Raw genomic sequence first — 19,113 nt, forward strand, 5'->3', positions numbered from 1 at the left:
TCGTGGACAGTGGCTGGCAGACGGGCCAACGGTTTGCGTAGAGTTTTTAAGGCAATCCGGCAATGGACGGCTTACGTTGGTCATGCATGCGGCCGCGTCTGCTGTCACCTCCTTCTGGGTTGAGGCTGGTACCGACGACGAGGGCGACGCCAAGCGAGCCTTGCGTGAGCGGGAAGCCATTCCCTCAAAGAACATGGAGCGACACTTGGGGGTCTGGACACATGGCTGTCCAGCACCGGCGAGTATTCCTGGGCTCGCTGACTGGGCCGCTGCTCGCGGGATTACCACTGTGCTATGGACGGCGCTGCCACCGAAGTTCAACGGGGAAAATCAACGCGTCCCATCAGTGGAAGAAGCAGTTGCCTACCTCGCAAGCCTCTCAGGGCAAACTGCGACGCTCGCAGAAGAGTACGTCCGGCGAGCCCCGCCCCAGATTGACACCGTCTATCGTCGTGAGTTTGCTGCACGTCTAGGCTGGCATCCCCTTCCGAAAGGGAGCTAACTGCGACGTGCGTGTGATAGCCGATGGCCAAACTCCGGCAATGGCCAGCACCGTTTCTCACCTTGGGCCGACTTGGGCCGGAAGGCCCGGCCCTGTCAGCGCTGCCCGGGGCTCCGGCTCAACAACTGGATGAGCAGAAGCCACTTGTGTGTCACTTTGCCGGCGGAGGCAGCACAACGATGAGTGCCATCCATGGGGCGATTGCCAGAACAGTGGCAATGTACGCGTACTTCAAACAGCTGAATTTTGACGAGAGAATCTTGGAATTGCGCCAACATTGACCCAGGAGGTCTTCCTCGAACTCCATCAGCGTACGCTCCGCGCACTTCTGCAAGAACTCGTGCTCGGCCATGCTCGACACCCGTTCAAAGAAGATGAGCGAATTTGACCCGCCTCGCAGTTCCGGAAAATATCCGTACCACAGGTGCCAGAAGCTAACAGTAAGCGGTGTAAGGAACAAAACGCCCGCAACCGAGATCAGGGCCGTTAGTTCATCAAGTTTCGGCAGCCGCGTCGCGATCATGGCAAGCATGCCCAGGTTGATACCCAGGCCGACCGAGAGTTTTGTGTCTACACGGGAGAAGAAGCCCAAGACCAAATTCAGCTGCTGCCAAGCGGCACTAACGCGGTCGCTTTGATTTGGCGGGTGGCCGCCAGAATTTTGAGGTTCTTGCACGGGGTGAGTTCTCTGTCTTGAGGGATACGGTTTGTGTTCGTTTGATGGCAGATCGAAGACCGCAGATGTCCAGCGTTCCGCAGCAGCGCGCTCCTGCAGCCGCACAATCCTCAAGGAAAGCTGTGTCGGCCAGCGCACATCGGTGCTGTTCCAAGATGAAAGTGACCAGGGCCGCAGCGTGGTCGCCACATGCAGTGATCGCACCGTCAGGATCGCGGCCACATGGGCAGACTGGGGGTCTCCCGACCAAGGTTTCAGTGCGCGTCGACACCCGAGCAAGGAGTAGTTTGCCGTGCCAGAGCTCGAGCCTCCGCTTCTGAGGGCGCGAATCCTTGCGGACCATGAACTGCCCCGCGAGCACATCTGCCTTGAATGCCGGACCCAGTCGTTCGGCTGCCTGCTCAGCATTGGCCTGATGCTGCGCAGCACGACCGTGCGCGCGGCCGTTCTCCGCTCCAGGAAAGACCCGGCGGGCGTTCGCGCCGATCTGGTAGGTCAGGTACTGGTAGACCGTGGCCCACCAATGCCTCGCTGCTGCTTCGTCTTGGATCCGGCTCGGATTGTCTTCTCCCCAGCCGAGGCAGAAGCTACGGTCACCGTTGATATGCCGATCGGGACAGAACCCCGGCAGCATGCCGGGGTCGGCGATCTCGCGCACTGAGACGTGCTCGCCTGCAACGGAGACGAGCAATCTAAATGCGTACTCGGCTCCGCCGGCCCGAACCACTGTGATCCCAACCAGCCCCCCGACAGGGTCTACGATCAACGTGGCACCGTAGTCCGGTGCCACGCGCTGCAGCAGCTCCAAAGGCCTTGGCGTCACGTCGCGGCCACATGAGGACGGATCGGCTGCGCGAGCGCAGGAGCCACTGCGGGTGCCACTTCAGCGTAGTGTGCCTCCAGTGTTGCCTTCGCCACGCGGTCCCCGGATGCGGCGAGTTCCTCCACCGCTGCGGCATAGTCTAGGTTCGCCGCCTTTCGCTTGTCGGTAAAGACGGTCCGTATCGCGGCGCTGGCGGCCTTGTAGGCATTTTCACCAATGGCCGTCTCCACACCGTCGCAGAGTCGTTGTTGGGCTTCAGATTCCAACACCGCTCGCCCCGTGGCACACCGCAGAAGGCTCCCCTTCATGCCCAGGCGGGAAATGGCAAGGGGGCCAAGTTCGAAGCCAATGGCCAATCCCAGCTCTGCCACTTCCGCGCCTTCGGCGCTCAGTTGCTCCAGGGCAGTGGAGAAACTGCTGCGCAATGCACCCGCGCACTGGGCAGCGGTGCTGACCGTGTCCTGCGCATCTGTCGTCTGTGACGTGCCCTCCAGCAGCACCCCATGAAGGCAGTCGCCAATAAAACGGACACGACGCCCTCCAAAATCCTCGTGTACGACCGCATCCAGCTCAGAGCGCAATACGTGCAGTGTTCGAACCAGATGTTCGGGATCCTCCTCTAAGTGCTTGTCCACGAAGTCGGTGAATCCGTCAATGTCGGCATAGATCGAAACGCCATCAAATCGCCTTGAGTTCGCCGCGCTGAGCAGGGAGAAGTCCAGATCAGAAAGCGGAGGCGTCGGTCGACTGAACTTGAATTCGCCGATAGGGAGCTCGGCCTGTTCATCTTTCCAGAGTTCGATGATGCGCGACTTGGAAATGCCGAGTGCAGCGGCCTCGACGCATGCGGAAATCTGAGCATCGGTCAGCGAAGTGGTGCGGTCCTTGTTGCCGGTCAAGGTAGGCAGTTCAAGCACGGCACGTGCGCCGTGCGTCAGGTAGATGCCTTCAGCCCCTCCATGCCCGGCACACTTGGCCGCCTGATTGGCTGGGGAGCCTAAGAAAAGAGGTTCTCGGCTGGCGCGACGACCATTGTTGACGGCCAACGCCATCCCGCTGTCAATGCCGACACGAACCTGGGCATTGGGGATGTGCGCGTCCGAGTCGCCCGTTTCAGCCAGCACATCGATGGCGAGCTGGGCGATCGCAACCGCGCGCTCGATCCGGGCGCGTTCGTTGGCATCGCCGTACGGCTTGGTCACAACCGCATGCAGCCGCTGGTTGTGAAAGTCCACACGGATGGCATCACTTTCAACGAGGATGCGATGGACGGCGCGGTAGTGCTGATTCAGGAATCGAAGGGCCCGCTTGTGGCAGGTTTCGCCTTCGATGTCAGTGCAGCTAAGCATGTCCGCCAGATTGACGATGTCGATGTAGACATGCGCCCCTTGGACGCGATAGGCGCGATTGACTGGAATATCCACCAGCGAGGTTTCCCGCTTGTAATCGCGGATGTCCACGTCGCGGACTTCGGCGTAACGGGTGGCAATGCGCTTCTTGGTGCGATCTTTTTTCCAGCTGTGTCCCATCGTGCTACTCCCTGCGCCCAAGAGGAGGCCAGGCCGGGCGGGTCGCGTCGCCTACGGCGTGGCTGGCAGCCGGATTCATTCCAGCTCCTTTGGGCGTATATTGGGACCCAGTTCACACTTTCAAGGGGGCAGTATGGGGACTGGGATCGTCGAGCGCCTCGCGGCGGATGATGGCAGGCGACTGATCGCCGCCTTGGCTGAGTTCCGCCTGCTGGCCGGCTTGGACGCGGCCGCAGCCCAGCTGGCACAGGCCGGGGAATTGCTCGACGTGGGGACAGGGCAGGCCTTTATCACTCAGGGCGCCCCAGAGACCGACGTTTTCTTCATTGTCTCCGGCTCCGTGGACGTGCTGGTCAACGGCAAAGTGGTTAATACCCGAAGGGCTGGGGACCACGTCGGCGAAATGGCAGCCATCGAACCGGCGCAACTGCGGGCGGCAACTGTTACTGCACGCGAGCCGACCGTAGTGCTAAAGGTGCCGGAAATCGATTTCAGCAGGATTGCGGATTCACACCCCGTCATCTGGCGGCGGCTGGCCGCGACCCTTTCGCGCCGTCTAAAAGAGCGCAATCACATGATTACCCAACCTCGCGGACAGGTCCGGGTCTTTGTGATGTCGTCGGTGGAGGCGCTCCCTGTCACGCGGTTGCTGGTACAGCACTTCGAGCACGACCCGTTCCTGACGGTGGTATGGGACCACGGGGTGTTCCGCGCCGCCAACTACACACTTGACGAGCTCGAGCGCCAGCTGGAACAGGCAGACTTTGCCATTGCCGTGGCCCACGCGGATGACATGGTCATCAGCCGCGGTGACGAGTGGCCTGTCATGCGCGACAACGTCGTCTTTGAACTGGGTATGTTCATTGGATTCCTGGGGCGTCGGCGCGCCTTCTTGATGGAGCCGCGCGAAGACAAGCTGAAGCTTCCCAGTGATCTCACGGGGCTCACGACCGTCCCCTACCGATACACCCCTGGCCCGGACGCCCGGGCTTTGATTGCACCGGCATGCGAACAAATTCGCTCCCGCATTCTCGAAGCTGGGCCGAGGGACTGACGGTGGCACTGCTGGAAGAGATGACGGCCGCCGTGCAGGCGATAGCACAAACCCGATGGTCTACACGGAGAGGTCAAGTTGTACCCGATCCAGAAGATCTGCGATTGGGCAATGACGCAGTGGAGTTTGATCGTGCCACTGTTTTGTACGCGGACCTGAACGGCTCAACGAATATGGTCGACACCGAAGCCTGGCAGTTGAGTGCAGAGATCTACAAAGCGTTCCTGCACTGTGCAGCGACGATCATCAGGAAAGAGGGCGGCAAGATCACCTCCTACGACGGAGATCGTGTCATGGGCATCTGGGTGGGTGACCGGCAAGCCACGCCGGCGGCTAAGGCCGGGTTGAAAATCAACTATGCGGTCAAGATGATCGTCATGCCAGCGTTGAAACAGCAGTACCCCGACTGGACAGGTACCGTGAGGCATGTCGTCGGAATCGACAGCAGCCCAATCCGAGCTGCTCGCACGGGTATTCGAGGCGGCAACGACATCGTCTGGGTTGGACGCGCGGCCAATCATGCGGCCAAGCTCACGGACCTGGACCTTGCCCCGTCAACCTGGATTACCGATGAGGTGTTCATCCGGTTGGCTGATGAGTTGAAGTACGGTGGAACGCCGCCGACTCTGATGTGGGAGGCGTTCCGCTGGAACCGGCAGGGTGGTCGCCGCATTCACGGATCAGACTGGGCTTGGCGCGTCTAAAGCGCCCTCTGCGGACCCGGCATTCGCAGGGCCAGCATGGCAGGGAAAGGGCGCACTGTTAGAGGCCGATTTCATGGCGCGGGAGTCAGGCAGCCGAGTCCTGCCCTCCGATGAGTGCGCGCCGGGAGAGGAACCCGCTGCCATTGCGGAGCTCTGGCAGAGGTTCATCTACGCACCGGCCCCTAGCGCCGCATTGATCTCAGCGAAGGCCTTCTCAAAGCGCTCCAGCGTTTCATTGATGGCCGTAGTTTCCGCGGCCAGCACGTGCTGATTCTGGATGAGCCAGTTGGCGGGAGTGAAATGATCCAGGGGCGGAACGGAAGCCCCCATGACATTAAACAGTGCTTCGGCCTGTTTGACCTGGCGCGTCAGGGCACCGTCTTGGCTGAACTGCCGGGCGGAAATTTGCCCTTTTCCCTTCAGACCGTAGGCACCGTTGAGGATGTCGGCGAAGACGGCGGGTGCGAAGAAGTCCTCAATGTCGCTCTCCGCCTTTCCGGTGAAATCCGTGGCTACCAAGACGCCGGAAGTCTTCATGATCTGAGACTCCCTCAGCCGCTGCACCTTGCCTTTATCGCCATTGCCGTAGTCACACAAGGCGACCATGTGGATGCCCTTGCCAGAGAAGAGCGAGGCGAACGATTGCACTTTGTCTATGCCGCCTGTGGGGCAGATCACCCACCGGCTGTCCAAGCCTTGGCGCTTGCGTTGCTTGAGCGCGTGCGATGCCGCCTGAAGATAGAGCACATCCGAAGGTCCTTCGACCAACAGGGTATGCGCTCCCACAAACAGGCTTTGGGTAACCTCGTAACCGAGATGGGCCTGAAGGGGGAACAGCGTGTCCTGATCGACGCTCAGGACGTCCGCGGAGACCTGTGTGCCCTTAACGGTGGGGCGGCGACGCTGGTCGTAGGTGACAACGTCCTCGACGACGCGAACGTCCGCAAGACGATCGGCCGGCACCATAAAGGGCGAGTGGGTGCTGTAGATGACCTGGGGGTCGGGGAGTAGACGCTCAATGATGTAGCGGAGCAGATCAGCTTGCGCCTTTCCATGTAGCGTCAATCCAGGCTCATCCAGAAGGATGATCGCACCGGGGTTCCTCTTTCGCATCTGCTTGAACTGCGACAGGAAGGAGAAGAACCAGACGAATCCGGCGCTGCGCTCAGACAGGGGCACCGAAACCTTGTGGTTGTCATTCCGAATGCGGATTTTGGCAACAGTCCCGCTATTGAAGGGGGCGGGATCCTCGGAGAGGCCTTGGGCAAGCGCTATCTCTACACTGAGCGCGTCGTTCTGACTCCAAAACTCGAAGATCTCATCGGTAATTTCATTGGAGGCGGCTTGGCAACGTGCGTTGAGCTCTTCCAGGCGTGTGCTGGACTGCAATTCGCTGACCGACGTCCCGGCGTACTCGAGGAAGTCGAGGAAAATCTGGTCACCCGGGGAGATCGTCGCGCCGCTTTGGGTGTCACGAGACAGCTTGTCCAGCGATATCTCCCCGGACATGCGATCAAAGTGAGAGGTATAGAAGAACGCCGGCATCCTTTTCTGCAGGATATCGATGGCCGCCAGCACTGGTTTCCCCTTGCGGAAGCCGCTGATGGACCGCTTGACCGCCTGCAATTGGTCAGACGGCTCGGGGTGCGCATCTATCTCGACCACGAGTCGATCCAGCAATATCTTGGAAAACTTCTCCCGCTCCTCGCCTGCCACACCGTGCTGGTCGAGCAGAAACGCGCGCACCACGTTGGGATCGACGTGAATGCTCCAAGTGCTGTGGCCACTGTAATCTGTCGTTACGTCAACGGTCGTACTACTTAACGCGCCGGCACCCAGGACGTCGGCGACCGCCTTTTGGTCTTCGTGGCTGAGCTCCCAGGTCAGGGTGGCAACCGGTGCGGGTTCGTCGTCGTGGCGTTCCTCATACCGCGTGAGGAAGCGGCGGGGGTAATCGTGCACCGTGTCGTAAGCAAACTGGTCGGCGATGGGACGGGTACCAAACAACGCCGTCAGAATTGCAGTCTTGCCCGCCTCGTTCTTACCGACCAAGCAGGTCAGCTCTCCGACATCGAACGTTCCGGAATCCTCTGCAGAACGGAAGTTTCGGATCCGTGCCTTGACTAGCTTCATGCTGCCCCCTGATTCCTGCCGTGGATGGTGCGCGTCTTGTGCAGGATAGGGCCCGAGCGGGGCACATTCAACGCGCACTGCTGGCCGCTCGGGCCGGAGGCTCAGTCCTCATCCATCAGGCGCGCGGCGGGGTTGCTGCCGACGCCGCCCTGCTGGAAATATCCGATCACGCTGGCCACGGAGCGGTGATCGGTCATCGCCATCAGCGCCGGCAGGGCCACCCCACGCCGCGCACCTTCGGTAACAAAGCCCGAGCGCAGGCTGTGGCCGGCAAAGTCCCCGTCCAGACCGGCCAACCGCGCCCGGTCCTTAACGATGGCGGCGACCGCCTTGCCGCTGAGCGCGCCGCCCAATGACCGTGGCCAGACGCGCCGGAACAGGGGGCCGTCGGTAATCTCGGCCATGTCCAGCCAGTCCTGCAGTGCGGTGGCTGCCTCTCCCAGGATGGGCTTGTCGGGGCTGCTGCCAACCACTGGCCCGGACTGCAAGGTTTTTCCGTGATCCAAGCGATAGGTGTAGCCGCCTTCGGGCAGTCGGGTGAGGTGATTCACCGTCGCCTCGGCGACTTCGCTGCGGCGGCGCCCGCCGCTAGCAAAGGCAAAGTAGAGCAGGGCGCGATCGCGCTTCCCCTTGAGCGAGGTGTCGCAGGTGGCCGCCATTGCGCGCAGATCTGCGGCTGACAGCGCGGTCTTCTTGGCCGGGCGCTCGCCTCGTTTGTGAGAAGCCCTGCGCCCCTTGGACAGTAGGGTCCTCACGGCGCGATCCTCGCAAGGGTTGTCTTGGCGGGCCTGCTTGTGGGCCGCCGACAAGACCGCCACCCGGTGGACCAGGCTGGAGAACGCCAGCGGCCCAGGCTTCTTCTTCAGGCCCGCATGCACCAAGGCACTATCCAAGTCTGCAGGCAGATCCCAACGAAGCCCCAAATCGCCTGAGCGCCCCATGTGATCCACGATGAACTGAACCACTGCCGCCGGGGGGACGGGTAGGGCGATGGGCCTGCCATAGCGCCCTTCGAACCAGCCCGCCCAATAGCGCAGGGCGCCGGCGTAGCTGCGAATGGTGTTAGGCGCTTCGGCCTCCTGCAGGATGTCTCGCACCGCTTCTGCGGCGGAAGTGGCCAGCCGCTCCGGAACCAGCCCCGAAACGAGTTCCCCTGACGCAGCAGTGATATTATTCATATGTACTATGTATTGTGCACTATGATTAGGTTGAGCTACATCTGATAAATATGCCTTATCAGACATGGCCTGCCAATTCTCACCGTTCCGCAGAAGGACACCCAATGGCCAAGGGCATCAGCGAACTGGATGTGCACCAGGCAGCGGACGACATCATCGCCGCCGGCGAACGTCCCACCGTCGAGCGAATCCGAGCCCACTTGGGCACCGGCTCGCCCAACACCGTCACGCGTTGGCTGGAGACCTGGTGGCAGACCGTAGGCTTTCGCCTGCGCCAGCGCGCCATTGAGGCGGCGGTTCCAGGCATCCCAGAGCGGGTAGCTCACCTGAGCCAGCGTTTGTGGCAGGCCGCGCTGCAGGATGCCGGCGAGCTCGCTCAGACCCAGCTGGAGTCGACCAGGCACGCACTGGAGGAACGCGAGCGCCTGCTGGAGGAGGACCGGGTGGCCCTGACGCTGGCGATTGAGGCCAGCCAGAAGCGCGAAAGGGAGGCTCAGGTCCAGACTCAGGCCGCCGCCACCACCGCGGAGCAGTTGGCGGCACAGGTCTCCCAGATGACGGCACAAGTACAAGACCTGCTGCGCCAACGCGATGGAGCCTATGGACGGGCGGAGCGACTCGAGCAGGAACTGGATGCCGTACGCCGCAGTCTGGGCGAGGCCGCGGCCGCTCACGAAGAAGAGAGGAGGGCGCTCCAGGCGCACGTCAGGGCAGTGGAGGATCGTGCCCATACGGAGGTTGACCGGCATCGCCAGGCGTTGCGGTCAGCCGAGCAGGAGTGGGGGCGGGAGCGCATGGCCTTGGCCACCTCATTGCGAGAGAGCGAGCAACAAGCCATTGCTGCTGCCAACCGCGAGCAACAGGCATTGCGCCGACTGGAAGGCGTGAACGCGCGGGCTGATGGCTTGGAGGCGCAGCTGACGTCACTGAAGGAAACCACTCGGCAAGTTACCGAGGCACTCCGACAAGGGAGAGCGAACACGGCAACGCCAAGCAGGCAAAGCAAGCCACGCCGCACCGCGCCCAGAAGAGTGGGCGAGCCGACACAAGAACCCAATAGCAGGAAATCTAAGACTTGAGGCCATCCATTCGATCAAGGCTTCTTTCCCCGAAAGACTTGGAGGACGTACACGCCCCCCCCAAAGTTCATCCTCGACCGCGCCCGAGAGCACGGCGCGACAGGCCCCGTACGAACGGTAGAAACCAGCACGCCGGAGGAGGAACGCCATGAAGCAGGGAAGAACTGACAGAGATTGGGCGGTGGTCGCTGTGATGACCTTTGCCGCAGGAGCCGTCTTGACTTGGGCACTCATGAGCAAGCCGAGTCCCAAATCCGCCACGTTAGCGCTTGACTGGCCGGCGTGGGTGCAAGCGATCGGCAGCATCGCAGCCATCATCGCCGCGGGACTGATCCCCCTTTGGCACGCCAGAGTCAGGAGACGGGAGGTCACACAGTCCCTCATAGAGCTGATTTCCTATGCGCGATTTCCAGCGACACTGATGCTGGCGCAGTTCGAGGGAGGATTCGGCGGCCCCCGGCTGATCTTGGCGCATCTGACCCAGCTTCATAAGGCTTTCGATTCAGTCAACTATGTTGACGTGCCGAACCGATCCTTGGCGATTGCGCTGCAGCAATCAGCAACGGCTGTGAGTGCACTTAAGGAGATCCAGGAACTCTTTCTGAGAAAAGAAGAGATGAAAAAGGGGCGGGGGAGCGAGATCGTTAAAAAGTACCTGCTCATGCTCGATAGAGCCGTCGAAGAAGCAATCAAGGCAACCGGTCAGCGGCCTCGAGACTTCAACTACGACACAATCGTGCTGCCTAATGAATAGCCCATGCAAATGCTGTTCGTTACAACTACGCGGTAATAGTCACAAACCTCTCTCTAGTAATCCACTGCCGAGGGCTATCCGGCAAATCGTGCGGAGTCGGAGGGAGTAGCTGGCGTCTGAACGGGGGAACTCGCCTGGCGATGTAGCAGGGGCCTGGTGCACTGGACTGTAACAGAGCAGTTTCACTGTCACCGCGCCTTGTTACGGTAAAGAACCTCCGTTACATTCGCTGCTATGAACGACCTCGACGCCGCAGCCCGCTATCTTCAGGGTCTACTACCCGACATGGTCGGTGAGCTCGAGCCCTGGCCCAGCTCCAAGACGCGCGGCTTACCCCACTTCCTCGCCACCCTATTCGGCCTGGCCGAGCTTGACCTGCTCGGCCACAGGGTGCTGCTGGCCACCGTCCCGGCGCAGACGGAACCGTTGCCACCTTTGCGGCTGATCGCGCAGGTGCATCGATTGGCGGAAAAGGCCGGCTTGAGGGTCATTCTCGTGCTCTCCGGCGTTTCGCCCTACATTCGCTCCAAGCTCATCGAGTCTCGGGTGGATTTCGTTGTGCCTGGTAGCCAACTGTTCGCTCCGAGCTTCCTGATGAGCTTACGCGAGCGCGATTCGTCTCCAAGGGTGCTCACATCCGCTGGGGAGCGGTTGAGCCATCCGGCACAAGCGGTTCTGATCGCGGCCCTGTTGCGGCCCGACTTGGAGGAGCGCGGCATCCCTGGCAGCGTCCCGTGGGTGCCGCTCGACCTGGCGCGCGAGGCAGGCTACTCACGCATGACTGCCTCGCGGGTCGCCCGTGAACTGGTGGCGGCTAACCTCGTCAGCGCCCAGCGCGAGGGGCGGGAGACGAAGCTACGGTTCTTGAAAGCGCGCCGCTCCTTGTGGGCGGTCGCGCTGCCGCGGCTGCGCTCGCCGGTGCTGCGCACCACTTGCATCGGCAAAAGTGGCTTGGACATGCTGCTGGCCGATCATTGTCGTGCTGCGGGAGAAACCGGCCTGTCCGTTCTCACCGAACTGGCGGCGCCATCGCGTCCGATCGCTGCGATCGGACGAGACTGCTTCCGTCGGCATCCGGAGCCGGAATGGTTTCCCGTGGCCGGCGAGGGCTATGCAGACGTGCAGCATTGGGCGTACTCCACCCGCCTGGGTGGCGCGGGCACCGTCGTGGACCCGTTGTCGCTGTACCTGTCCTTGCAGGGACAGGGCGACCCGAGGCTGAACGGCGCGCTGCGGGACCTGCTCGATGAGGTCTTCGTCTGATCGCAGGCGCGCGGGAGCTCGGCGAGTGGTGCCTGAACTCCGGTACCAGTCCGCGGTCATCGGGGCCGTTGCGCTGGCCGTCGTAACGCAGGAAGCGAAGCGGCAAGTGGGGCCACGAAGGATCTGGAACGTGGTGCTGAGCGTGGAGGCGCTGACGCTTGCGTTCGGCCAGCGGTTCTCGGGGGGATATCGAGGCAGCGGCTACGAGGTGCGCCAGCCCTCGGACCGACACTCAACGTTCTATCGCTTCCGGCGGCCTGCGCCCAGAAACTGCAGGAGTGGCCGACGGGTCGTTTCGACCTGATCGTCTGCAGCGGGATGGACGACTAACCCGGGCCGGATGCCCTGCTCGAACTGCGTGACGGTGCGCATGGGGCGACGAAGGACGGTAGCCTGCTGGTGGCTTGCCAATGGCTGCCCATCCTTCAAGTAGCAATGCCTTGGGCGCATGCGCTGGCTAGGATTGTGCCGCGCTGAATCTGCTTCTGGCCGGCAGACGATCACCCTCGAAGTCGCAGGGCTAGGACAACTGATCTCAATCATGGAGGGATAGATGTGGCCTAACCCTTAACAACTCCGTGAGGGCGGCTTACATCGCATCCACAGTGATGCCATGAAGGATCATTGAAGCATGCTGGGACGCAAGTTTGTCCAGCGCAGGTGCATGCGGACTCGAGGTCCCGAACAGCTCGTGGAACAGCACACCCATTACGATCGGAGCCATGATTGAAAAGGCCATGAGATTTGAGTCGCCGGCGCGGACGGTCCCCTTGGCCTGCGCCCGCTCGACAGCGCTTGCCACCAGCCGGATCATGCGAGATGCAACTTCGTCATGCCAGATCCTCGCAAGCTCAGGAAACATTCGGCTCTCCGATAGCACCATTCGCAATGCTGCAGACAAGCGGGCATCGCCACCTGATGAGACCGCTCGCTGGAGGAGCGTCGGGATTAGCTCCTCAATCGACCCGTCGAAGGTCGCCTGTGCCGTCTCAAGGCCTTCCAGATTTGTGGAGATCAACTGGCGCGCTGCGGCTCGAAACAGCTCTTCCTTGGTTTCAAAGTAGAGGTAGATCGTGCCCTTCGCGACTCGTGCGCGCTTCGCGATATCAGAGAGCTTTGCGGCAGCAAAGCCGTTCTCAAGGAAAACATCTACCGCAGCGTCTACAATCTCGAGCGGCCGCGCCTCCTTGCGACGACTCCACTTAGGTTGCATCTCGCTCACGTGCTCAATCTCTTGCCCATGCGGGAATCCCAATAGCGCTGCAGCTCGTCTAGGGACTGCGTTGGCTGTGCCAATCCCACCCAAGTGTCAGGCCGCAGAACGTAGACAGCGTCCTGCTGACGTCCAGCGCGGCCATGTTCTTCGTGCCAGGTAAACTCGCGAAGAGCCATGCCGCGGCTGTCGCACCAGCCCTTTAGTTCAGTACTGGCTCGTCCATAGACATGGACCTGCCAGCCGATTTGCTCTGAGATCGCGTAGTTGTCCTCACCACGCGTCTTCACCCAGGGCAGGCGATCGCCGCCTTCAATCTTTCCAGCCTTGCCCTGGCTCAAGGGGCTATGCGATCTACAGCATCATCATGATCAACGTTGTCTTCCACGTGATCCCGCTGATTCTCGGGGTCGGCTACGGCGCGGGAACGCTAACTGCGATCATCATCTTCATCCCCCTCTGCGCTTGGATGATCTACACATCCTTTGGCGCGGGTCGTATGAGCTATCGAGCACTAGCCCTTTTGGTTGGTGCGGGAGTGTTGTTCCATGCCCTACTCACTATTCCGATGATTCTCCTGCTGCAAGGTGCAATCTCAGAGACGTCCGTAGTCATGATTCAGGTAGCCAACCCCTTTGTGCTGATGGTCATCTTGTCGGCGGCGGAGCGCTCGCGCTTGAGCATGCCGGCAAGGCAGCGTCGGCCAAGTGCCTCTCGCTAGCTCGAGTCTTCTTCGGCGCCTAGTCAGACCTCCCATCCCGTCTCGCTCACGCAGCCGCTTCGGTGACCCCTGGCGGACAAGGCGGAGCAACTTTAATGGTGCCTGTCCCCGCCTGTGTTGAGGCGGGGTAGCAGCTTGCAATGGCGTTAGGGATTCTCGATGGGAGCCAGATCATTTGCCCCTATTGCTCGATGGAGGAGGGGGCTGGCTCGCTCCTATTGAGCCGACGCCTTGCCCGGGCCTTTGTATCTGCTCAGCCAATAGCTGTAAGGCGTGGGTAGCACGCTGGCTGGGAGCTCCTGGCCAAGCGCAATGGCCATTTGGTACGGATAGTGCGGATTGGATAGGTGGGCCCGCCCGATCATCACTAGGTCAACCTGACAGTCCGCTACAACGCGCTCGGCAGTCTGTGGATCATCGATGCACCAACCTGTGGCCACCGGAAGCCCAGTTTCATTAGCAAATCGCTCAGCAAGGGGTGCCAGGAACGCCTGTGTACCCCATGGGACGCGGCCACCAAGAGCACTGAAGCCAATGCTCACGTTGAGCAGATCAAGCCCCAACTCTCGCATTTCTTTGCCAATCTCAATGGAGTCGACCAGTGCTTGGCCATCGCGCGAGTTGTACTCCACAACTCCAAAGCGCGCGGTCAGCGGCAGATGCTCGGGCCAAACCTTACGGACGGCCGCCAATGTCTCCAGCAGGAAGCGTGCTCTGTTCTCCGCACTGCCACCGTAGCGATCCTCCCGCTTGTTGCTGTCGGGGCTGAAGAAGCTCTGCGCCAGATAGCCATGAGCGAAGTGAAGCTCCAGCCATTCAAATCCTGCAGCAAGCGCACGCTTGGCTGCAGCGACGAAATCCGCTTGAACGCGATGAATGTCCTCAACCGTCATCTCGTTGGGAACTCTATCGAGCGAGCCGCCAAAGGCGATCGGCGAGGGACCAAGGATCGCCCATCCTGCGGGATCATCGGCTGCGATGTGGTCATCGCCTTGCCATGGCCGATTTGCACTAGCCTTGCGCCCTGCGTGGCCGATCTGGATGCCAGCTACGGCACCGCCTTGCTTGATGGCAGAAGCGATGGCTGCCATTCCTGGAATTTGCTCATCACCCCACAGGCCAGCACATCCCGGGGTGATGCGTCCTTCCGGAGACACGGCGGTAGCCTCGACAATCACGAGCCCAGCGCCTCCGCGCGCAAGCGCGGCATAGTGGCTGAGATGCCAATCGTTGATACGGCCGTCCTCCGCACTGTACTGGCACATGGGCGGCACCGCGATACGATTCTTAAGAGTGACACCTTTGAGCTCGAATGGGCTAAACAGGGCAGACATAAACGGGGCTTTGGGGAGAGCAAGAGGAGCAAGCACGGGGATTTACTCCGGCTTAGGACGTTGACTTGGCGGCTCGAGCTGCTTCCACCAGGCCGTCCAGCCAATCCTGGTGACCATTGATCATTGGATTCGGCTTGGCCAGACGCAGGGCTTCTGCAGGCTGTCCCTTCTGCGTCTCCTGCGTGAGGATCCGCACTCGGCCACCATCAAGGTCTTCGACAATCCACGCATGATGAACGTCAAGTCGATCGGCAGACCCGGGCTCACCGGCCCAGCCATGCCAAGCGATCCGGCCCGGACCCTCGGAGGTAGGAGCCTCATGCTCGACGCATTGAGCCTCCACGGGGAAGCCAAAGGTTTCAAAGTAGAATCGATCCCCGTTTCGCAACAGAGGGCCGGCGCCATCGTGGAAGCGCACATTGGCTGAATTTCCGTAGTAGGTCGGCCACAGACGTGGCTCTTCAAGCAACGGCCAAACATCAGCTGCGGCAAGGCCGAGGACGATCAGCTCATTCGAGACAAAGTTTTCGGTGTAACCAGGAAGGTAGCCTTCCGGCCAACGAATGCCGTTCATTTTCATCATATGCTCCTTAGGGCTAGCGGCGCGGCTCGCCGATGAATCGTTAAAATTACGTTCGCCAGCTTCTAACTTGCAGACCTCTGACTTCTACAGCCGAGACACTTGCTCCGTACCGTCGTGTCTCAGTTTGGCGAGGACTGCCTGGCAGTCGAAAGCTGGCTGAGGGTGTGCGTGGAGCTAGACGTACGCGCCAGCTGAATACGTAAGCTCGTAGCTGTGGCTGTAGATCTCCAGGATGTTGCCCAGCGGATCCTCCATGTAAACCATCCGATAGGGCTTCTCCCCTGGGAAGTACTCTCGAACCGGCATTCGCTGCTTTCCACCAGCTGCCACAATCCGAGCGGCCAGGCCTTCAACGTCCGGATCCTGAATACAGAAGTGGAAGACGCCCGACTTCCAGTACTCGAAGTTGTTCGCGGGACGCTCGGCGTTATTGAACTGGAAGATTTCGACTCCAACCCGGTCACCAGTGGATAGATGTGCAATGCGGAAGCTGCCCCATCCAGGCCCAAACACATCCGTGCACATCACGCCAATTGCGCTTTCGTCTTCAGCAATCCTGGTCGGCGGCATGACGAGGTACCAGCCCAAGACTTCTGTATAGAAGGAAACCGCGGCATCGAGATCGGTAACAGACAGGCCGATGTGGGAGAAGGCGCGAGGGTAGGGAGGGGGTAGGGCAGGCACGGCACACCACTGAAGAGAGGGGTAGCCGCAAGATTAGACCCTGCAACTCAACCATGATCTGATCCATTTTTATCAGATTGATAAAATATTCTTATGCTGAATGAGCATTGGCTCCGATCCTTTCGGGCTATCGCAGAGGTCGGGAGCTTTACCAGGGCCGCAGGCCAGCTGCAGCTCACCCAGGCTGCGGTCAGTCAGCATGTACGTCATCTTGAGCAACAGCTGGGTGCCCTGTTTCTGCGCAGACCACGATTTATTGAGCTGACGCCGGCGGGAATGGCTCTATTGCAGTACTGCCAAGAGATGGATTCGGCCGATCGCCGGCTTCAAGCCAAGCTCGCGAGCGCGGACAGCGATCAGGGGGAGTTTGCGCTGATAACCCCCGGGAGTGTTGGCCTTGCTCTTTACCCGGTGTTGCTGGACTTCCAGCGCACCCATCCCGGCTTGATCATTCGTCATCGCTTCTCGCCGGACCCAGAAATCCTATCGGCGGTACTGGAGAAGAAGTACGAGGTGGGTCTACTTGCACTTCGGCCGGATGACCCTCGGCTGCGGGCTGAGCCCTTCACCGAGGAGGCGCTTGAGCTGGTAGTTCCGAGAGGTGCCTGCGCGGACAGCTGGGCGGATCTTCAAAAGTTGGGTTTCGTTGATCATCCAGATGGCCAGGCTATGGCCACCCGCCTTCTCGCCCGCAAGTTCCCAGGAAATCCAGGCGTACGCGCGCTTCCTATACACGGCTTCACCAATCAGGTTGCGCTCATCCTTGAGCCGGTATCGCTCGGGCTGGGATTCACTGTCATTCCGCGACACGCCCGTGAATCCTTCGCTCGGCAAGACGCAATTGAGGTGGTTGACTGTGGATCTCCGGTGGTTGACACCCTCTGGATGATCCATCGATCCGAATGGCCACTGTCTGGGCCAGCTAAATGGTTGACCCAACAGCTTCGAGGCCTGCCTCGATTCAGCGGGAGGAGGGCTCCACCTCTCGCTGGAGCGGACTGAGGCCCCTTCTATACTGGTCTGGGGTCCGGCCAGAGTGTCGCTTGAACATCTCACTGAAAGACGTTGAGTTTGCATAGCCCAGATCGTCTGCAATCTGCGTAATTGATCGGTCTGAACCCAAGGCATCAATTGCCCTCAGAAAACGAAGCCGACTGCGCCACTCTCCGAACCCCATCCCTAGCTCGCGCTTTGCCAAGCGCTCAAGTGATCGAACACTAATGTGGTGGCGCTCTGCGACCTCAAGTGCCGACGGAGAGTCCTGAAGGGAGGTCTCGGCATAGCTCAGAATCCGCTTTAGCACGTCACCGCTGGCCAGCGGCAGGAAGCTCGACATCACCGGCGCGGCCAGAATCAGGTCAAGGGCGACCGCGGAGAGTCGCCGGTCTTCTGGCTTAACGGCCTCGCCGATGTCACGACGGGCCAGTTCGTCCAAGATCTCCCTAAGCAACGAGCTAACCGCTAACGCAGTCGGAATGCTGGGCATCTGCGCCGACGCGCCGACCGAAAGGTATGCGGATCGATAAGCAACCGCACCACGGTTTCGGGATGAGTGGTGAACACCAGGCGGAATCCATATCGCATAGTGGGTAGGGGACACCATCCAGTCCTCGCCTACCTGTAACTCCATGACACCCTGCGCAACATAGTTGAACTGCCCCCACGGATGCACACGAGCATCCCAGTCGGAGGGAGGCAAAGTCCCTTGCCGAACGTAGATGTCTCCAGGGATGGAGCTGAACGAGGGGACGGGGTCCATTGCCATGTCGCATTCAAGATGAAGATTGGCGCAAATTATGGATGTAACGAAATTCCGCCAAGTCTACGCTACTGGCTGTTGATATCCAGTATCTGAGGATGCCATGTACTACCTGCTCCCCCTCCTGGCCTGCCTTCTCTGGGGCGCCAACACCATCGTTACAAAGCTCGCTGCAGGGACCGTCGGCCCGGTCGATATTAGCTTCTGGCGATGGCTTGCTGCGGCCATCATCTTGCTCCCATTCGCCCTGCCGCGCCTGAAGTCGAACCTAGCGGTCCTGAAAGCCAATTGGGCACGCTTCCTCGTGCTCGGTGCTTTGGGCGGTGTCATGTTCCAATGCCTGGCGTACTACGCCGCACATTTCACTTCTGCGACCAACATGGGCGTTATCCAGGCACTCATCCCGTTGATCGCTCTTGCCTTGTCGCGCATCTTCATGGGTCACGCAGTCCGCGGTGGCGCAGTGATTGGTTCGATCATCTCCTTGGTTGGGGTGATAGCGGTAGTGTCCCATGGTGACTTTGAAGCCTTGGTTTCCCATGGAATCAACAAAGGTGACGCCCTGATGCTGCTGGGCGCTTTGGCTTTTGCCACCTACAATTTGCTGATGCACAAGTGGCGCATTCCCGTAACGCTGATCGAATCCCTGTTTCTTCAAGCCATGTCTGCAACGATCCTGCTGCTACCTCTTTTCCTTGTCGCAGGCACTGGCGTCCAGGGTGGCGCAGCCATCGGCTGCATTGCATTCGCAGCAATCGGCGCTTCGATCATGGCACCGTTGGCATGGATGACCGGCCTGCATCGGCTGGGCTCTGCTCGCGTGGCCGGGTTCTTCAATCTCGTCCCGATCGTCACTGCATTGCTTGCGGTGGTGGTCCTCAAAGAGTCTCTGAGCACCTGGGTCGTGGGTGGCGGTTTGATGGCAGTATTTGGTGTGGTACTGGCGGAGTACGCAGCTCGCAAGAAGCCTGACGAGGTCATGGTCGTGGATGACACCTCGACCAAGCGCTGAAAGACAATTGCATAGCTGCAGTTCAAATGAAAACGGGCCGCTTGAGGCCCGTTCTCCTTGTTCGGGGAACGCTTCTTCGGCTAGCCAGGTTCAAAGGGCCCTCTCCTCAAGG

General features: G+C 60.5%; 19 protein-coding genes. 8 read left to right on the plus strand and 11 right to left on the minus strand.

Features of this window, described 5'->3' with window-relative positions; genetic code table 11:
* Positions 1–653 precede the first annotated feature (653 nt).
* From AC5P5R_RS03975 to AC5P5R_RS03985, 3 genes are read right to left on the minus strand one after another with little or no spacing between them, the layout of a single operon-like run.
* Positions 654–1,178 (minus strand): Pycsar system effector family protein, encoded by a 525-nt coding sequence (locus tag AC5P5R_RS03975; RefSeq protein WP_464816522.1) that lies wholly within the window; start codon positions 1,176–1,178, stop codon positions 654–656.
* Positions 1,123–2,001: an E2 domain-containing protein gene (locus AC5P5R_RS03980; protein WP_353949944.1), complete on the minus strand. Its 879-nt coding sequence runs from the start codon at positions 1,999–2,001 to the stop codon at positions 1,123–1,125. Before AC5P5R_RS03980 ends, AC5P5R_RS03975 begins: the two co-directional genes overlap by 56 nt.
* Positions 1,998–3,530: an adenylate/guanylate cyclase domain-containing protein gene (locus AC5P5R_RS03985; protein WP_043033494.1), complete on the minus strand. Its 1,533-nt coding sequence runs from the start codon at positions 3,528–3,530 to the stop codon at positions 1,998–2,000. The genes AC5P5R_RS03980 and AC5P5R_RS03985 overlap by 4 nt, the downstream gene beginning before the upstream one ends.
* A gap of 133 nt (positions 3,531–3,663) precedes the next feature.
* On the opposite strand from AC5P5R_RS03985, the gene AC5P5R_RS03990 reads away from it, so the two are divergent.
* Together AC5P5R_RS03990 and AC5P5R_RS03995 are read left to right on the plus strand one after the other, a co-directional pair.
* Positions 3,664–4,584: a TIR domain-containing protein gene (locus AC5P5R_RS03990; RefSeq protein WP_088428977.1), complete on the plus strand. Its 921-nt coding sequence runs from the start codon at positions 3,664–3,666 to the stop codon at positions 4,582–4,584.
* A gap of 2 nt (positions 4,585–4,586) precedes the next feature.
* Positions 4,587–5,288 (plus strand): adenylate/guanylate cyclase domain-containing protein, encoded by a 702-nt coding sequence (locus AC5P5R_RS03995; protein WP_024956864.1) that lies wholly within the window; start codon positions 4,587–4,589, stop codon positions 5,286–5,288.
* A 168-nt stretch (positions 5,289–5,456) separates the two neighbouring features.
* Here the strand turns inward: AC5P5R_RS03995 and AC5P5R_RS04000 are convergent, their stop codons facing one another.
* Complete coding sequence (locus AC5P5R_RS04000; protein ID WP_049402765.1) at positions 5,457–7,421, minus strand: AAA family ATPase; 1,965 nt, start codon at positions 7,419–7,421, stop codon at positions 5,457–5,459.
* A gap of 101 nt (positions 7,422–7,522) precedes the next feature.
* Complete coding sequence (locus AC5P5R_RS04005) at positions 7,523–8,599, minus strand: site-specific integrase (RefSeq protein WP_049401586.1); 1,077 nt, start codon at positions 8,597–8,599, stop codon at positions 7,523–7,525.
* A gap of 104 nt (positions 8,600–8,703) precedes the next feature.
* Between AC5P5R_RS04005 and AC5P5R_RS04010 the strand changes: the two genes are divergently transcribed.
* From AC5P5R_RS04010 to AC5P5R_RS04020, 3 genes are all read left to right on the plus strand, one after another.
* Positions 8,704–9,678, plus strand: a complete 975-nt coding sequence (locus AC5P5R_RS04010) for a DNA-binding protein (RefSeq protein WP_049402764.1) — start codon at positions 8,704–8,706, stop codon at positions 9,676–9,678.
* Between the two features lie 148 nt (positions 9,679–9,826).
* Positions 9,827–10,432, plus strand: coding sequence for a hypothetical protein (locus AC5P5R_RS04015; RefSeq protein ID WP_033836002.1), 606 nt, complete (start codon positions 9,827–9,829; stop codon positions 10,430–10,432).
* Between the two features lie 234 nt (positions 10,433–10,666).
* On the plus strand, positions 10,667–11,695 hold the full coding sequence (locus AC5P5R_RS04020; RefSeq protein ID WP_049402763.1) for a hypothetical protein: 1,029 nt from the start codon (positions 10,667–10,669) through the stop codon (positions 11,693–11,695).
* Between the two features lie 589 nt (positions 11,696–12,284).
* Here the strand turns inward: AC5P5R_RS04020 and AC5P5R_RS04025 are convergent.
* Together AC5P5R_RS04025 and AC5P5R_RS04030 are read right to left on the minus strand one after the other, a co-directional pair.
* Positions 12,285–12,908: a TetR/AcrR family transcriptional regulator gene (locus tag AC5P5R_RS04025; protein WP_043033616.1), complete on the minus strand. Its 624-nt coding sequence runs from the start codon at positions 12,906–12,908 to the stop codon at positions 12,285–12,287.
* Positions 12,909–12,913: 5 nt separating this feature from the next.
* Entirely contained in the window at positions 12,914–13,249 is a 336-nt protein-coding gene (locus AC5P5R_RS04030; RefSeq protein WP_043033500.1) for a hypothetical protein, read from the minus strand.
* A 26-nt stretch (positions 13,250–13,275) separates the two neighbouring features.
* Between AC5P5R_RS04030 and AC5P5R_RS04035 the strand changes: the two genes are divergently transcribed.
* Positions 13,276–13,629, plus strand: coding sequence for a hypothetical protein (locus AC5P5R_RS04035; protein ID WP_043033501.1), 354 nt, complete (start codon positions 13,276–13,278; stop codon positions 13,627–13,629).
* A gap of 215 nt (positions 13,630–13,844) precedes the next feature.
* Here the strand turns inward: AC5P5R_RS04035 and AC5P5R_RS04040 are convergent, their stop codons facing one another.
* The 3 genes from AC5P5R_RS04040 to AC5P5R_RS04050 form a co-directional block, all read right to left on the minus strand.
* Entirely contained in the window at positions 13,845–14,963 is a 1,119-nt protein-coding gene (locus AC5P5R_RS04040; RefSeq protein ID WP_049402762.1) for an NADH:flavin oxidoreductase/NADH oxidase, read from the minus strand.
* 52 nt (positions 14,964–15,015) lie between these two features.
* Positions 15,016–15,543, minus strand: a complete 528-nt coding sequence (locus tag AC5P5R_RS04045; RefSeq protein WP_223224789.1) for an SRPBCC family protein — start codon at positions 15,541–15,543, stop codon at positions 15,016–15,018.
* A gap of 177 nt (positions 15,544–15,720) precedes the next feature.
* The gene (locus AC5P5R_RS04050) at positions 15,721–16,230 is read right to left on the minus strand and encodes a lactoylglutathione lyase family protein (RefSeq protein WP_033836000.1); all 510 of its coding nucleotides are present in this window, start codon (positions 16,228–16,230) and stop codon (positions 15,721–15,723) included.
* A 93-nt stretch (positions 16,231–16,323) separates the two neighbouring features.
* Between AC5P5R_RS04050 and AC5P5R_RS04055 the strand changes: the two genes are divergently transcribed.
* A complete protein-coding gene (locus AC5P5R_RS04055) occupies positions 16,324–17,232 on the plus strand; it encodes a LysR family transcriptional regulator (RefSeq protein WP_033835999.1) in 909 nt (302 codons plus the stop codon).
* Here the strand turns inward: AC5P5R_RS04055 and AC5P5R_RS04060 are convergent.
* Positions 17,192–17,995 carry an AraC family transcriptional regulator gene (locus tag AC5P5R_RS04060; RefSeq protein ID WP_043033503.1) on the minus strand — a complete coding sequence of 268 codons (804 nt, stop codon included), beginning with the start codon at positions 17,993–17,995 and terminating at the stop codon, positions 17,192–17,194. The two genes, AC5P5R_RS04055 and AC5P5R_RS04060, sit on opposite strands and share 41 nt — an antisense overlap.
* 97 nt (positions 17,996–18,092) lie before the next feature.
* Between AC5P5R_RS04060 and AC5P5R_RS04065 the strand changes: the two genes are divergently transcribed.
* On the plus strand, positions 18,093–19,001 hold the full coding sequence (locus AC5P5R_RS04065) for a DMT family transporter (protein WP_043033504.1): 909 nt from the start codon (positions 18,093–18,095) through the stop codon (positions 18,999–19,001).
* The last annotated feature ends 112 nt before the right edge of the window (positions 19,002–19,113 follow it).

It is taken from the genome of Stenotrophomonas sp. YJH_SMC_19, from assembly GCF_059367915.1.

Excerpts from the sequence above, each read along its gene's own strand:
- AC5P5R_RS03985 (WP_043033494.1), bottom strand. The coding sequence starts at position 3,530 with ATGGGACACAGCTGGAAAAAAGATCGCACCAAGAAGCGCATTGCCACC.
- AC5P5R_RS03990 (WP_088428977.1), top strand. The coding sequence starts at position 3,664 with ATGGGGACTGGGATCGTCGAGCGCCTCGCGGCGGATGATGGCAGGCGA.
- AC5P5R_RS04000 (WP_049402765.1), bottom strand. The coding sequence starts at position 7,421 with ATGAAGCTAGTCAAGGCACGGATCCGAAACTTCCGTTCTGCAGAGGAT.
- AC5P5R_RS04005 (WP_049401586.1), bottom strand. The coding sequence starts at position 8,599 with ATGAATAATATCACTGCTGCGTCAGGGGAACTCGTTTCGGGGCTGGTT.
- AC5P5R_RS04010 (WP_049402764.1), top strand. The coding sequence starts at position 8,704 with ATGGCCAAGGGCATCAGCGAACTGGATGTGCACCAGGCAGCGGACGAC.
- AC5P5R_RS04015 (WP_033836002.1), top strand. The coding sequence starts at position 9,827 with ATGAAGCAGGGAAGAACTGACAGAGATTGGGCGGTGGTCGCTGTGATG.
- AC5P5R_RS04020 (WP_049402763.1), top strand. The coding sequence starts at position 10,667 with ATGAACGACCTCGACGCCGCAGCCCGCTATCTTCAGGGTCTACTACCC.
- AC5P5R_RS04025 (WP_043033616.1), bottom strand. The coding sequence starts at position 12,908 with ATGCAACCTAAGTGGAGTCGTCGCAAGGAGGCGCGGCCGCTCGAGATT.
- AC5P5R_RS04035 (WP_043033501.1), top strand. The coding sequence starts at position 13,276 with ATGATCAACGTTGTCTTCCACGTGATCCCGCTGATTCTCGGGGTCGGC.
- AC5P5R_RS04040 (WP_049402762.1), bottom strand. The coding sequence starts at position 14,963 with ATGTCTGCCCTGTTTAGCCCATTCGAGCTCAAAGGTGTCACTCTTAAG.
- AC5P5R_RS04045 (WP_223224789.1), bottom strand. The coding sequence starts at position 15,543 with ATGAAAATGAACGGCATTCGTTGGCCGGAAGGCTACCTTCCTGGTTAC.
- AC5P5R_RS04055 (WP_033835999.1), top strand. The coding sequence starts at position 16,324 with ATGCTGAATGAGCATTGGCTCCGATCCTTTCGGGCTATCGCAGAGGTC.
- AC5P5R_RS04060 (WP_043033503.1), bottom strand. The coding sequence starts at position 17,995 with ATGGCAATGGACCCCGTCCCCTCGTTCAGCTCCATCCCTGGAGACATC.
- AC5P5R_RS04065 (WP_043033504.1), top strand. The coding sequence starts at position 18,093 with ATGTACTACCTGCTCCCCCTCCTGGCCTGCCTTCTCTGGGGCGCCAAC.